The sequence below is a fragment of the Microbacterium sp. SD291 genome (assembly GCF_017355365.1).
GTDB lineage: Bacteria > Actinomycetota > Actinomycetes > Actinomycetales > Microbacteriaceae > Microbacterium.
The window spans coordinates 1-14,275 of the sequence record NZ_JADIJR010000035.1; the positions used below are offsets into that span (position 1 = coordinate 1).

Genomic DNA, 14,275 nt, shown 5'->3' on the forward strand with positions numbered 1-14,275 from the left:
CGGAGAGTTGGTCGGCGACCGAGCCGATATCGCCTCTTCCGAGCAAGGACGCAGCTTTCAGGCGTTCTACGACTTCCTCCTCTCCGAGCAGCGTCAGGACGAGCTCTCCACGCTTCTCGCCGCGGTGAGCGAGATGACGGCGGTCGAGGCGGATCGCCGCATGCGCCTGCTCCACCACGACTGGGCTGGGGCCGCGGAGCGGACCCAGGCGACGGTGCGGATGCTGTCGGAACAGCTGCGCCGATTCCTCGATGATCGGGTGTGGTTCGAGAACCGCCGCGTGCTCGACCTCGCCCGCGCCATCGAGGCCGCCGCGATCGCCGTCCGCAACGATCCGCCCGATCAGGGACTCGAGCTCGATGAGCCCGGCATCCCGATTGCGATGCCGTTCGAGCGACCGCTGCATCAGGTGCGAGCGGACACCGCGGTGAGCAGTCTGCTCGGCCCGGCCGATGACGGGCCGCTCGACCTGGAGGCGCTTCTGCGACAACGGCACGTCGACGTCGAGCGCCTCGCGGAGAACATCCGTGCCGTCGTCCCCCCGCGCAGCGCGGCCGAGCTCAGCGAGATCCTTTCGCTCTACCCGGTCGCCGACGGTGCGGCGGAGGTGATCGCCTATCTCGGACTGGACTCCCACGACGATCTGGAGCTGGAGATCGATGCCGAACGGTCGATGTCGGTGGTCTATGAGGGACTCGATGGCGTGGATCGTCGCATGACGATCCCGCATGTGACGATCAAGCGCTCGTGAGAGCCAGGGAAGCCGAATGATGAGAACGCCGGAAGAACATGCCACGGCATCCGCAGTGATCGCATTGATGCGCGGTGTGGTGTACCGCGAGCGTGACGAGACCGTCTGGGCTGCGCTCGAACGCCACGGTGCGGCGGTGCGTGAGCACTTCGGCGACATCGCCGTCGACGTCGTGATCGACGACGTCGAGGGTTTCGCCTATCTGCGGGCGCAGGAGGATGCCGAGGGCGAGGAGCCACTGCCGAGGCTGATCCGTCGCCGCGCCCTCACGTACCAGGCCAGTCTGCTCGCGGTGCTGCTGCGCCGGCGTCTCGCCGAGTTCGAGGCGACGGGCGGCGAGGGTCGCCTCGTGCTGGCACAGGAGCAGATCGCCGACCTGCTCAGCGTCTTCTCCGCCGAGTCGACGAACGAGGCGCGCTCGCAGGACCGCGTCGGAAGCGCGATCCGTCAACTCAAAGACCTCGGCTTCGTGCAGGAGCTGCGCGGGCAGGCGGACGCCTGGGAGGTGAAGCGCGTGCTCAAGGCTTATGTCGACGCGCAGACGCTGGGAGATTTCGAGGCACGTCTCACGGAGTACGCCCGCGACCTCACCGGGAAGGATGCCGAATGAGCGATGCGCTCTTCTCCGCACTCGAAGTCGATGCCGGCGGCGATGCGCAGCCCGGCTACCGCCTGCACCGAGTCGAGGTCTTCAACTGGGGCACCTTCGACCGGCAGGTGTGGGATCTCGAGCTCGACGGCCGCACGGCTCTGCTGACCGGCGACATCGGCTCCGGCAAATCGACCCTCGTCGATGCGATCAGCACGCTCCTGCTGCCTGCACACCGCATCGCCTACAACAAGGCGGCCGGCGCCGACGCGAAGGAGCGCAACCTCCGCAGTTACGTCGAAGGGCACTACAAGTCCGAGCGCAACGAGCAGACCGGAGCCTCGCGTCCGGTCGGGCTGCGCGACCACACCACCTTCTCGGTGATCCTCGGCTCCTTCCGCAATCAGGCCTATGACGAGACCGTGACGCTTGCCCAGGTGTTCCACCAGAAAGACCGCGCGGGCCAGCCTGACCGGTTCTTCGTCACGGCCCCTCGCGACCTCGCCGTCGATCCGGACTTCACCGACTTCGGCTCCGAGCTGACAGCGCTGCGCAAACGTCTGCGGCAGCAGGGCGCCGAGATCGACAACACCTTCCCCGACTACGCCCGTCGGATGCGCCGGCTCCTCGGCATCCGATCCGAGCAGGCGATGGACCTGTTCCACCAGACCGTCTCGATGAAGTCGGTCGGCAACCTCACCGACTTCGTCCGCAATCACATGCTCGAGGAGGAGGATGCCGCCGAGCGGGTGCGTGCGATCATCGAGCACTTCGAGAACCTCACCCGCGCACACGAATCCGTTCAGCGCGCGACCGCGCAGCTGGCGGTTCTCGATCCGCTCGTCGAGGCCGGAGACAGGTATGACGCCGCCATCGGCCGAAGGGACGAGCTGGCAGCCTCGCGCGCGGCGGTCGACCCGTACGTCGCTGAGGCGATGCTCGTGGCGCTGCACGAGGAGAGCGGGCGCGTCGACCGGAAGAGGTCGGCGGCGACCTTGGAGCAGGAACGGCTGCGCGCGGCACGTCAGTCGCTGGGTCCCGAGCGCGACCGGCTGATCGCCGAGCGGGCCGGAGCGGGGGGAGACCGGCTCGTCGAGATCGATCGCGACCTGATCCGGCTCGACGCCGAACTCGAGCGTCGCACCGAGGTGCGCGTGCGGTACCTCTCCAGGCTGGAGGACGCGGGACTCGATCGCGCAGAGGATGCCGCCCAGTTCGACGCACGCCGCGCGGATGCTGCCGGCGCGCGTCGGGAGGCGGATGCCGCACGGGCAGAGATCGCAGCGCAGCAGGAGCCGCTCGGGCGCCGACGATTCGAGCTCGAGGCCGCTCTTGCACGCACGACCGAGCAGATCGGAGAACTGCAGAAGCGGCGCAGCAATCTCGACGGCAAGCTTCTCACCGTGCGGGATCGGCTGTGCGCCGACCTCGGACTCGATGAGACGCAGGTGCCGTTCGCCGGGGAGCTCATCGACGTCGCCGCGCATCACGAGGCGTGGCGTGGCGCTGCAGAGCGCGTGCTCGGCGGATTCGCCACGATCATGCTCGTCGCCCAGGCCGACTACCCCGCGGTGTCACGCTGGGTGAACGACACCCATCTCGGCGCCCGGCTGCGCTACCTGCGGGTGCCCGAGCGCCAGGTGCGCGCGGTGCCTTCGCGCGCCGACAGCGCGCTGCGACTGCGTGACATCCTCGAGATCGAACCGGGAAGCTTCGCCGCCTTCCTCACGCTCGAACTGCAGCGCCGTGGCGAGCACCTGCTTGTGGAATCGACCGCGCAGCTGCGCGATGTCGACCGCGCCGTCACTCGCTCGGGACTCGTGCGAGACGGCGACCGCCACGAGAAGGATGACCGCTACCGCATCGACGACCCGCGCAACTGGGTGCTCGGGCGCACGAGCGAACGCAAGCTCGCGGCGCTGCGTGCAGAAGCCGACGACTATGACCGCGAAGCCGGGTCGGTTCTCGAATCGCTGGCGGCGCTCCAGCGGCAGGAGAATGCCCAGCAGTCGCGACTGCGGGCGCTCGATGCGCTCGACGATGTTACGCGCTGGAGTGACGTCGACACCGCAACGACCCAGGCCGAGATCACGGGGCTGCACGATGAGCGCTCGCGGCTGGTCGCCGGGTCGAGCAAGCTCGAGCAGATCGAAGCGTCGCTCCGACGCGTCGACGAGCAGACCGCGCAGCTCGATGCGGATCTCGAGTCCGGCGCGCGCGCACTCGGCGACCTCGACGGGGAGGCTGCGAGGCTCCTCGAACGCACTCAGCGGGAGCAGCGCCTTCTCGACGACCGCACTGCGGCCGAGCTGGATGCCGCGCGCGAACACTACCCGTCTCTGGATTCCCTCCTTGCAGACAAGCGATCGCGCCGCACCCTGGATGGCCTCGAGACGCTGCGCAAGCGGTTGACCGACGAGATCGCGCGCCTCAGCGACGCGGTGCAGCGCGAGATCAATGGGCACATCACGAGCGTGCAGGCGAAGATGCACGAGATGCTCAAGAACTGGCCTGAGCTGCGCGCCGAGCACGACGCCGATGTCGGCGCGCTGGGTGCATACCGTGAGCTGCACCGGCGAGTGCAGGCCGACGACCTGCCTCGGTTCGAATCCGAGTTCCGCCACCAGCTGAACACCAACGCGGTCACCGAGCTCGCGGGGTTCCACAACTGGCTGCGACGGCAGGCCGACGAGATCCACGCCCGCGTCGATCGCATCAACGAAGCGCTCGGGGCCATCGACTACCGCCCCGGGCGCGTGATCCGCATCATCGCGGATCCCACAGTGAACCAGGAGATCAAGGACTTCCGTGCCGACCTCCGTGCCGCGACCAGCGATCTCGTCGACCCTGAAGCGGGCGACGCCGAGCGTCGGTTCGCGCAGGTGCGTGCCATCATCGAGCGGTTCCGCGGCAGGGAGGCGCACACCGATCGCGACCGCGCCTGGACGCGATTCGTGACAGACGTCCGCAACTGGTACCTCTTCGCCGCCTCCGAACAGGACCGCGAGACCGGCGAGGAGTTCGAGCACTACACCGACTCGGACGGCAAGTCAGGCGGGCAGAAGGAGAAGCTCGCCTACACGATCCTCGCGGCGTCCCTCGCCTACCAGTTCGGACTCGAATGGGGCGTGCAGAAGGCGCGCGATTTCCGCTTCGCCGTCATCGACGAGGCATTCGGTCGCGGCTCCGACGAATCGACACGCTACGCGCTTGAGCTGTTCGGCAGACTCGGCCTGCAGCTCCTGATCGTCACGCCGCTGCAGAAGGTGCACGTCATCGAGCCGTTCATCAACTCGATCGGGTTCGTCGACAATCCGACAGGTGCGCGGTCACGCGTGCACACGCTCACGATCGAGGAGTACCACGAGCGTCGCCGGAGCGCGCCGTGACCGGAGCTCTCCGGTGGACGACACCCGCCGACATCGCTGAGCGTGTGCGGCGACGGTGGGTGGACGGTTCTCTGCTGCGCGCCGCGGTCGGCGGCGAGTTCGTGCCGATCGAGGTGCCGCTGAAGGGGCCGACGGCATCCGATCTGGGGGATCACGTGGATCAGGCGCGCCGGTGGTCGGCCGACCTGATCCGATCGTCCCGCGACGGCGCACACTTCTCGATCGCGTTCGGCGAGATAGGAGGTCGGCACATCGGCAGGACGAGGGTGCCGGTACGTGCCGTACTCAACGAGCCGCAGCAGGCGTGGGCGCTCCTCGGAGTGCACCAGGAGGTCGCGCGCTTCGCCGAGCAGTTCACGCAGAGCCCGGAGCAGGGGAGGGAATGGATGCTCCGGCATCCGCACCAGGCGCTCGCGGCAGGTGCGGACTGGGCGGGCATCCTGGCGGCGTTCGACTGGATCAGCAGCGAACGCGGCAGAGGCCGGTTCTTGAGGGAGGTCACCGCGGGAGGAGTCGACACCAAGCTCATCGAGAGGCACCGCGGGGTACTCGCCGGCTTCTTCGGAGTGCCCGCCGGTGCCGACGCGTTCGCGACCACGCTCGGCTTCGCGGTACGACCGGCGACCGTCCGCATGCGCTTTGATCCCGAGGTGTTCGGGTTTCCCGAGGGCTTCACCGAGGCGGTCTTCCGCCTCGACGAGCTCGATCGGGTGCAGGCTTCGGTCGACCGTGCGCTGATCATCGAGAACGAGGCGACGTATCTGGCCGCGCCCGTTCCCGAGAACGGCGTCGTGCTGTGGGGGAAAGGGTATGACGCCTCGAATCCTGCGTCGCTGCGGTGGCTCAAGGACGTTCCGGTGACGTATTGGGGCGACATCGACACGCACGGCTTCGCGATCCTGAATCGAGTGCGCTCACGCCTGCCGCAGGCCCGCTCGGTGCTGATGGATCTCGACACGCTCCTCACGCACCGCGCACGTTGGGGCGCCGAGGCCAAGCCGACGAATGTGGCGCTCGGCCACCTCGAGGCCGCTGATGCCGACGTCTACGCGGTGTTGGTCACCGATCGGCACGGTCAGCGTGTGCGTCTGGAGCAGGAGCGGGTCGACTGGGCGTGGGCGATCGAGCGCCTGGCCCGGGCACATACCAGCTGAGAGCAGTCTGAACAGGCTAAGTGACTCTTCGCGCACATTCTGACAACACACAGCTCATCTGTGACGCGCGTTCTGCTCGCTGATTTGGAGCGGATGCCGCCACGGGCGGATACTCATGGCATCCGATCTGCCCCTCTCCGATCCGGAATCCGCCATGAATCCTGCCTCTGCTCTCGCGCCCGACGCGACCATCGCCGTCCTCGGCGCCGGCCGCCTCGGCACCGGTCGCCTCGGCACCGTGCTCGCCCGCGCGCTGCGCGCCGCCGAGTTCGACGTGCGCGGACCACTCGGGCGCGACGACGAGATCCCCGACAGCGACATCGCCTTGCTCTGCGTGCCCGATGCCGCGATCGCCGACGCGGCGACCCGAGCACGCCCGCACGCACGGCTGATCGGCCACGTATCCGGCGCCACCGGACTCGAGGGCGTCGACTTCAGCATCCATCCCTTGCAGACGTTCTCCGGTAAGGAAGAGCCCGAGGTCTTCCACGGAATCGGCGCCGCGATCGCCGGCCGCACCCCCGACGTCCGCGACACCGCGCGCGACCTCGCCCGCACCCTCGGCGCCCGCCCGTTCGAGGTCGACGACGCCCACCGCGCGACCTATCACGCGGCAGCATCCTTCGCCTCGAACTTCGTGCTCACCGTGCTCGACGCCGCCGAGCAGCTCGCCACCACCGCCGGCATCGACAACCCCCGCGAGCTCCTCGCCCCGCTCGCCCGCCAGACCGTCGAGAACTGGATGAACGACGGCGCGAAGAACGCCCTCACCGGACCCATCGCCCGCGGCGACGAAGCCACCGTCGCCCGCCAGCGCGCGGCCGCACCCGACAAAGACCTCTTCGACGCCCTCGCCGCCGCGACCCGAGCACTGAAGGACCGCGCATGAGAATCCTCCGCACGATCGCCGAGGTGCGCGCGGCCATCACGCAGGAAAGAGGGGCAGGCAAGACCGTCGGCCTCGTCCCCACCATGGGCGCCTTCCACGAGGGGCACCTCTCCCTCATGCGGCAGGCCCGCACGCACAACGACCTCGTCGTCGTCTCGCTGTTCGTCAACCCGACCCAGTTCGCGCCGAACGAAGACCTCAGCAGCTACCCGCGCGACGAGGAGAGCGACGCCAGGCAGGCGGTGCAGGAGGGCGTCGACATCCTCTTCGCCCCCGCGGCATCCGAGATCTACCCCGACGGCTTCGCCACCAGCATTCACGTGTCCGGCCTCACCGACGTGCTCGACGGCGCCAGCCGCGGCGCCCACCACTTCGACGGCGTCGCCACCGTCGTCACGAAGCTGTTCGGCATCGTCCGCCCCGATGTCGCCTACTTCGGCCAGAAGGACGCACAGCAGGTGCTCGTCGTGCGCCGCGTCGTGCGCGACCTTGACCTCGACGTCCGCATCGAGGCCTGCCCGATCGTACGCGAACCCGACGGACTCGCGATGAGCTCGCGCAACGTCTACCTCGACGCCGCCGCCCGCGAACAGGCCGCCGCCCTCAACCGCGCCCTCGACGCCGCCCAGGCGCTGCATGAGAGCGGAGAGCGCGCTGCCGACCGCATCGTGCGCGCGGCGCGAGAGGTCCTCGACGACGCCGGCATCGCCCCCGAATACCTCGAACTCCGCGACGCCGAGACCCTCGAACGCGTCACGACCGGCGACCGTGACACGCTCCTCGCCGTCGCCGCCCGCGTCGGGGCCGCCCGCCTGATCGACAATCACGTACTGAAAGGCGCCCGCTGATGCGACGCACCATGCTGAAGTCGAAGATCCACCGCGCCACCATCACCGGCAGCGACCTCAACTACGTCGGATCGATCACGATCGACCCCGACCTGCTCGAGGCCGCCGACATCCTCCCGCACGAGCAGGTGCACGTCGTCGACGTCGACAACGGCGCCCGCTTCGTCACGTACACGCTGCTCGGCGAACGCGGATCCGGCGTCATCCAGGTCAACGGCGCCGCCGCCCGCCTCGTGCACACCGGCGACACGATCATCGTCATCTCCTACGCCGAATACTCGCGCAAGGACCTCGCCGACTACGAGCCCGTCGTCGTGCACGTCGACCGCGCGAACGCGATCATCCAGGTCGATGCGGCCGTCGGTGAGCTGGTGACGGCATGAGCGCGCACGCCGCCCCGACTCGGCGCCTCACGCTCGGCGACCTCGCCGCCAAGAAGGCTGTCCGCGAGCCGATCGTCATGGTCACCGCCTACGACCACCCGAGCGCGCAGATCGTCGAGGCCGCCGGCGTCGACATGGTGCTGGTCGGCGACTCCGCCGCGATGACCGTGCTCGGCTACGACAGCACCGTGCCGGTGACCGTCGACGAGATGCTCATGCTCACCAAGGCCGTGCGGCGCGGACTCGATCGCCCGCTGCTCGTCGGCGACCTGCCGTTCGGGTCGTACGAGGCATCGGATGCCGTCGCCATCGCGACCGCTCAGCGCTTCATCAAGGAGGCCGGCGTCGACCTCGTGAAGATCGAGCGCGGCGGCACGACCGTCGCCCGCGCCAAGGCACTGGTGGACGCCGGCATCCCCGTGGTCGGACACGTCGGGCTCACCCCGCAGACCGCCACCGCCCTCGGCGGCTACCGCGCGCAGGGCCGCACGGCCGAGGCCGCGCTCGCCGTGATCGACGACGCCCTTGCCCTGCAGGCCGCCGGCTGCTCGCTGCTCGTCGTCGAAGCCGTGCCCTCGGAGGTCACCGCCGCGCTCATGCCCCTGCTCGACATCCCCGTGATCGGGATCGGAGCAGGAGCGGATGCCGACGGCCAGGTGCTCGTGTTCCACGACCTGCTCGGCATCTACGACGGCCCGGCCGCGAAGTTCGTCAAGCGCTACGCCGATGTGCGGACGGTCTCCGTCGACGGGGTCGCCGCGTACGCCGACGAGGTGCGCGAGGGCGCGTACCCCGGGCCGGAGCACGGGTACGGGATGCCGGAGGCTGAGGCCGCGCGGCTGCAGGAGTTGCTCGCGGGGCGGTAGGCCGCGGCATCCGCTCTGGTCCTGGGTTGGTCCGTGTTTGGTGCTGGTCTGATCCGGGCTGATCCCGACCTGATCCCGACCTGATCCCTGCCTGACCTCGCTCTGATCCGGGTGGCCAGGTCGCAGATTCGCGCTCAGGTCGCAGGAATCCCGGGGATCCGTGCGACCTTGTCGTGAATCTGCGACATAGCCGCCACACGCCGCGGCCGCGGCCGCACCCGCCCGCGACGGGAACACTCAGGAACCCTCCGCCTCCCACCGCAGCAGGTCACCGGGCTGGCACTCGAGCACCTCGCAGAGTGCGTCGAGCGTGGTGAACCGCACGGCCTTCGCGCGCCCGTTCTTCAGCACCGCGAGGTTCGTCGGAGTGATGCCGATGCGCTCGGCCAGCTCGCCGACGCTCATCTTGCGCCGGGCCATCATCACGTCGATGTCGACGACGACGGGCATTCAGATCACCTCGTCGTCGAGCTCGGAGCGCAGCGTCTTCGCCTCGACATCGCGGTCGATCGCCTGCCGGAGCAGCGCCTTCATCACGACGACCAGCAGCGCCATGCCGCCGAGCACCAGCGACGCGCCGCACACCAGCGCGACCACGCCAGGCGCGGTCGAACCCGGCGCGAGCAGCACGGCCAGCACGAACGCGAGCACCGCGGCGGCCGCGATGGCGCCGATGATCACGTCGACGCAGCGGAAGGATGCCGGGGAGAAGATCGATCCGCGGCGCACCTTGTTCAGCAGCATCCACACGCACACCGCGAACACCTGCATCGTGACGATCCCGAGCACGGCGATGGACACCAGGGCGATGCGGCCCCACAGCTGCTCGCCCTCGAGGTCGATCCAGACCAGCGGCATGATCACGGTCTGCACGACCAGTGAACCTGCCAGTGCCAACGCGATCACGACCTGGAGAACGACGATCGTCGCTTTGTTCATGGCCCCACCCCTCATCGAAGAACAACAGGAATCTATCGTTTATCGTTCGATCAGGCAAGTGTCCGCGGTCGCAGCCGGCCCTAGAGTGTTCCCATGCCGGACGTCTCGCGCGAGCTCTCGGAATGGACCGAGGTCGACCTGATCGGGCGTCGCGGTGCGGCCTTCCAGAGGGTCATCGGTGTGAGTCTCGCGCTCGCCGGGCTCACCGGAGCGGTCCTGAGCTTCCTGCTGCCGGAATGGTGGGCGATCGTCCTGACGCTGCTCGCCTGCGCGCTCGTCGTCCTCATCGGCGTGGGCCTCTGGTTCGGTGCCGGAACGAGCGAGGATGCGACGGTGCACCTGCACGCGGAGGGGCATCGCGCGGAGTTGGCGGTCGTGTTCGCCGAGGACACGACCGACGACCTGGACAGGTTCCGGCTCACGCTGCGGATTCCGGTCGCCGGGTCGCCTGTCGTGCAGCATCACTGCCATGACCACCGCTGCGTCCTCGCCGGTCGCGAGTCTCCCGGGGCGGCGCTTCCGGCGATGATCGACGAGTCGCGCGGGGTCTGGGGAGTGATCCACGGCCCGATCGACCGCTGAGATTCGGAGCGCACGTTCAGGCTGAACGATATATCGTTGAGTATCGCTAGCCCACTATCGGGAGGTCATCATGAACAACAGCTCTTTCCCCTTCGGCGGCTCCGGCTTCGGCGGATCTGGTTCCGGATTCGGCGGCCCCGGCGGCCCGGCATCCGCGATCTTCGAGGCCATGGACCAGCTCCGCAAGACCTTCGAGCCGCGTCCAGGCGGCGGCTCGCGCATGGCGCGCGGCGACGTCCGCACCGCGGTGCTGTCGCTCCTCGCCGAGCGCCCGATGCACGGTTACCAGATCATCAACGAGATCGCCGAGCGCAGCGGAGGGTCCTGGAAGCCCAGCGCCGGCTCGGTCTACCCGACTCTGCAGCTGCTCGCCGACGAGGGACTCATCGAGGCCGAGGAGCAGAACGGGCGCAAGACGTACTCGCTCACGGATGCCGGCCGCGACGTCGCCGACGAATCCGCCGAGGCCCCGGCTCCGTGGGAGTCGTCGAACCGCGAGGGCTCGCGCGACAACGTGCGCTTCGCTGCCCTGCCGAAGGCAGGCGTCGATCTCGCCGCCGCGGCCGCGCAGGTGGGACGCAGCGGCAGCCCCGAGCAGGTGCAGCAGGCCATCGAGGTGCTCGACGAGGCGCGTCGTAGGCTGTACTCGATCCTCGCCCAGGACTGACCGGATGCCGCAGGTCCGGCTGCTCGAAGGGCCGGGGTCGAACGTGGGGAGGGGCGTTTCGTCTCGCTTCGCTCGCTCAACGACCACTGGAATGGTGATGGCGCGATGACGGATGCCGCGGGTTCGGACAGCAGCGCGGGGCGGGGCGTTTCGTCTCGCTTCGCTCGCTCAACGACCGGTGGGGACGGCGCCCCCGGCGACCGCGACGCGATGCAGGCCGCCGCTCCGCCGCTCGCCGTTCCGGGGATCGCGGCGCCGCGGCGGCCGTCCGCGGGAGCCATGCCGGCGGCATCCGCTCCGAACCGTGCGCGATACCGGCGCATCGTGCTGTTCGCGGCACGCGAGTTCATCAAGATCTGGTGGTTCGAACTGGTGCTGCCGCGCCTCGGGATGAGCTCGCTCTCCGAGCGCACCCGCGCCGCGCGGATGCAGCGCTTCGCCCGGCGATTCCACGGCCTCGCGGTCGGCCTCGGCGGGCTGATGATCAAGGTCGGGCAGTTCATGTCGTCACGCCTCGACGTGCTGCCGCCGGAGATCACGGCCGAACTCGAGGGGCTGCAGGACGAGGTTCCGGCCGTGCCGTTCGCCGCCATCCGGGCGCTCGCCGAGGCCGAGCTCGGGGTGCCGCTCGAGCGCGCGTATGCCTGGGTCGACGAGATTCCGGTGGCGGCGGCATCCCTCGGTCAGGTCCACCGGGCCCGGCTCTCCGCGCTCGACGCGGCCGACACCGGACTCGAGAACGTCGTCGTGAAGGTGCAGCGGCCGGGCATCGACGAGATCGTCGACGTCGACCTCGCCGCCCTTCGCCGGGTGGCCGGCTGGTTGCGCCGCGTGCGCATCGTCGCCGACCGCGTCGACGCCCCCGGCCTCGTCGAGGAGTTCGCGAACACCAGCCTGCAGGAGATCGACTACCTGCACGAGGCCGCGAGCGCCGAGCGCTTCGCCGAGAACTTCGCCGACGACCCGCGCGTCGACACTCCCGCGGTCGTCTGGGAGCGATCGACCCGCCGCGTGCTCACGCTGTCGGACGTCACCGCGATCAAGATCAACGACAAGGCGGCCCTCCGTGCCGCGGGCATCGACCCCTCCGCGGTCGCCGACGTCTTCGCCGAGGTGATGTTCGACCAGGTCTTCTCGCACTCGTTCGTGCACGCCGACCCGCACCCCGGGAACATCTTCGTCACGCCGCAGGAACTGGACCCTTCGACAGGCTCAGGGACCCAGCAGCGGGGATGGCGTCTCACCTTCGTCGACTTCGGAATGATGGCCGAGGTCCCCGACAGCCTGCGCGACGGACTCCGGACACTGCTGATCGCGGTCGCCGGTCGCGACAGCAGAGGGCTGGTCGCCGCCGCCCAGCAGATCGGCGTGCTGCTCCCCTCGGCCGACACGATCGAGCTCGAACGGGCGCTCACGGCGCTGTTCGCCCGCTTCGGCGGCATGGGCTTCGCCGAGCTGAGCAAGGTCGATCCGCGGGAGTTCCGCGACTTCGCCGCGGAGTTCGGCGACGTGGTCCGCTCGCTGCCGCTGCAGCTGCCCGAGAACATGCTGCTGCTCATCCGCGCGGTGTCGCTGACCTCGGGCATGTGCAGTGGACTCAACCCCGCCTTCAACGTGTGGGATGCCGCCGAGCCCTACGCCGCCCGGCTGCTCCGTGACGAGAGCGGCAACCTGATCGAGGCGTTCACGAAGCAGGCGATGACCACCGCGGCCGTCACGTGGCGGCTGCCGCAGCGCATCGACGACGTCATCACGCGCATGGACGAGGGGAACATCTCGTTCGACACGTCGCGGCTCGAGCGCCGCCTCGACTCGCTCATGCGGGTCGGTCGCCGCGCCGTCGCCGCGGTGCTGTTCGCAGGGCTGCTGATCGGCGGCGCGCTGCTGCTCGACCCCGCCGCTCCGCTCGGCACCGGGATGATCGTCTCGTCGGCGCTGCCCCTGCTGTACGCGCTGTTCGCGGGGGTCGGGCGGCGCTGAGCGACTCAGGCCGGGCCGTCGGCGGTCAGCGTCTGCAGCACGCGCGGTGCGAAGAACCGCCGATCATAGGTGTTGCCCGACACCTGCTGAAGGACGCCAAGCTCGACGAGCTGCCCCACCAGCTTGTTCGCTCGCGGATAGGACAGGTTGAGGTCGGATTCGACCTTGCGCACGTTGAAGGACGGGTTGGCCACAGCGAGGTCGACGAGGGCATGGGCCGAGTCTGCGCGCAATGCGGACGCACGGACTCGTTCCTTGAGCTCGGACTGCACGCCCACGAGGGCGACCATCTGGATTCGGGTCTGATCAGCCGCGGCTTGCAGGCCGCGGGCGAAGAACCGGATGAACCCGTCCCAGTCGCCCTGTGCGCTGACGGCGAAGAGGCGGTCATAGTACTCCGAGCGCCGCGCTTCGAACCACGGCGAGACCGTCAACGTCGGCTCCTCCAGCACGCCGGTCAGCTGCAGGTGCAAGACGATCAGGAACCGACCCAGCCTCCCGTTGCCGTCTCGGAACGGATGCAGGGTCTCGAACTGGTAGTGGGACATCGCCGCGGCGACCACGGGGTCGATCGAGCCCGTGTGCTTCTGCTGCATCCAGTCTGTGAGGTCACGAAGATTCGCCTCCAGTTGGAGCCCGGGCGGAGACGGTATGAAGCGAGCCGCATGCGCGGGAAATCCGAGAGGGTCGGCATCGGGGCGGCGGCCGATGACGACCTGAGTGTCGCGGATCCGCCCTGAAACCGCGTGCAAAGGCGTTCCCCGCATCAGCACGCCCTGCAGTTCACTGAGCAGGGACACGGTGATCGAGTGGCCGGAGGCAACCTGCCCGAACCCCATGTTCGCCATGCGGACGTAGTTCAGCACTTCGACGAGTTCCGCGGTGGTCGCATTGTTCTCGTCGGCGGTCAGTACCTCCGCGAGCGGAGCATACGTCCCCTCGAGCGCGGAAGTGCTCTGGGCCTCTCGCCGGAGGGTCGGCAGTCGCAGCAACTGCGGATTCGGCAACTGTCGAGATGTGCTGTCGAGGGCCGCCAGCGCGGCACGGGCATCGGAGACAGCGAGGAAAGTCTTCGCTGTCAGGTCGGGCATCTCATTCCGCAACGGTTCAGGGACGAACGCGCGATGGCTCCACGCTCCGAGTTGCGGGTCGATCCCCGTGATGGTCACGAGCGATCCCATGCCGGCGTTTTGGAACATTTCGAGGTTCACAATGTAACTCTAGGCGGGTTTCAGGAT

At 68.9% G+C, this 14,275-nt stretch carries 14 protein-coding genes; 11 read left to right on the forward strand and 3 right to left on the reverse strand.

All coding sequences use genetic code 11. The features are described 5' to 3' along the window. The 8 genes from IPV10_RS14720 to panB all read left to right on the forward strand — a co-directional run. The coding region (locus IPV10_RS14720) for a DUF3375 family protein (RefSeq protein ID WP_207485058.1) at window positions 1–751 on the forward strand (751 nt) is incomplete at its 5' end. 16 nt (window positions 752–767) lie between these two features. Continuing rightward, window positions 768–1,361 carry a DUF4194 domain-containing protein gene (locus IPV10_RS14725; protein WP_242685027.1) on the forward strand — a complete coding sequence of 198 codons (594 nt, stop codon included), beginning with the start codon at window positions 768–770 and terminating at the stop codon, window positions 1,359–1,361. Continuing rightward, entirely contained in the window at window positions 1,358–4,729 is a 3,372-nt protein-coding gene (locus tag IPV10_RS14730; protein WP_207485060.1) for an ATP-binding protein, read from the forward strand. Before IPV10_RS14725 ends, IPV10_RS14730 begins: the two co-directional genes overlap by 4 nt. Then, entirely contained in the window at window positions 4,726–5,883 is a 1,158-nt protein-coding gene (locus IPV10_RS14735) for a Wadjet anti-phage system protein JetD domain-containing protein (RefSeq protein ID WP_207485062.1), read from the forward strand. The genes IPV10_RS14730 and IPV10_RS14735 overlap by 4 nt, the downstream gene beginning before the upstream one ends. Before the next feature lie 115 nt (window positions 5,884–5,998). Beyond that, complete coding sequence (locus IPV10_RS14740) at window positions 5,999–6,772, forward strand: Rossmann-like and DUF2520 domain-containing protein (protein ID WP_242685028.1); 774 nt, start codon at window positions 5,999–6,001, stop codon at window positions 6,770–6,772. Continuing rightward, entirely contained in the window at window positions 6,769–7,620 is an 852-nt protein-coding gene (gene panC, locus IPV10_RS14745) for a pantoate--beta-alanine ligase (RefSeq protein ID WP_207485064.1), read from the forward strand. Before IPV10_RS14740 ends, panC begins: the two co-directional genes overlap by 4 nt. Beyond that, the gene (gene panD, locus IPV10_RS14750) at window positions 7,620–8,003 is read left to right on the forward strand and encodes an aspartate 1-decarboxylase (RefSeq protein WP_207485066.1); all 384 of its coding nucleotides are present in this window, start codon (window positions 7,620–7,622) and stop codon (window positions 8,001–8,003) included. Before panC ends, panD begins: the two co-directional genes overlap by 1 nt. Next, complete coding sequence (panB, locus tag IPV10_RS14755) at window positions 8,000–8,869, forward strand: 3-methyl-2-oxobutanoate hydroxymethyltransferase (RefSeq protein ID WP_207485068.1); 870 nt, start codon at window positions 8,000–8,002, stop codon at window positions 8,867–8,869. Before panD ends, panB begins: the two co-directional genes overlap by 4 nt. Before the next feature lie 237 nt (window positions 8,870–9,106). Here the strand turns inward: panB and IPV10_RS14760 are convergent, their stop codons facing one another. Further along, window positions 9,107–9,319, reverse strand: a complete 213-nt coding sequence (locus IPV10_RS14760; RefSeq protein WP_207485070.1) for a helix-turn-helix transcriptional regulator — start codon at window positions 9,317–9,319, stop codon at window positions 9,107–9,109. Then, complete coding sequence (locus tag IPV10_RS14765; RefSeq protein WP_207485072.1) at window positions 9,320–9,808, reverse strand: DUF2975 domain-containing protein; 489 nt, start codon at window positions 9,806–9,808, stop codon at window positions 9,320–9,322. Window positions 9,809–9,901: 93 nt separating this feature from the next. Between IPV10_RS14765 and IPV10_RS14770 the strand changes: the two genes are divergently transcribed. The 3 genes from IPV10_RS14770 (at window position 9,902) to IPV10_RS14780 (ending at window position 13,037) form a co-directional block, all read left to right on the forward strand. After that, window positions 9,902–10,390: a hypothetical protein gene (locus IPV10_RS14770; protein ID WP_207485074.1), complete on the forward strand. Its 489-nt coding sequence runs from the start codon at window positions 9,902–9,904 to the stop codon at window positions 10,388–10,390. A 70-nt stretch (window positions 10,391–10,460) separates the two neighbouring features. Then, a complete protein-coding gene (locus IPV10_RS14775) occupies window positions 10,461–11,057 on the forward strand; it encodes a PadR family transcriptional regulator (protein WP_207485076.1) in 597 nt (198 codons plus the stop codon). A gap of 279 nt (window positions 11,058–11,336) precedes the next feature. After that, window positions 11,337–13,037 carry an AarF/ABC1/UbiB kinase family protein gene (locus IPV10_RS14780; protein ID WP_207485115.1) on the forward strand — a complete coding sequence of 567 codons (1,701 nt, stop codon included), beginning with the start codon at window positions 11,337–11,339 and terminating at the stop codon, window positions 13,035–13,037. A 5-nt stretch (window positions 13,038–13,042) separates the two neighbouring features. On the opposite strand, the gene IPV10_RS14785 is transcribed toward IPV10_RS14780, so the two are convergent. Next, on the reverse strand, window positions 13,043–14,248 hold the full coding sequence (locus IPV10_RS14785; RefSeq protein ID WP_307861151.1) for a Fic/DOC family N-terminal domain-containing protein: 1,206 nt from the start codon (window positions 14,246–14,248) through the stop codon (window positions 13,043–13,045). Window positions 14,249–14,275: the final 27 nt, after the last annotated feature.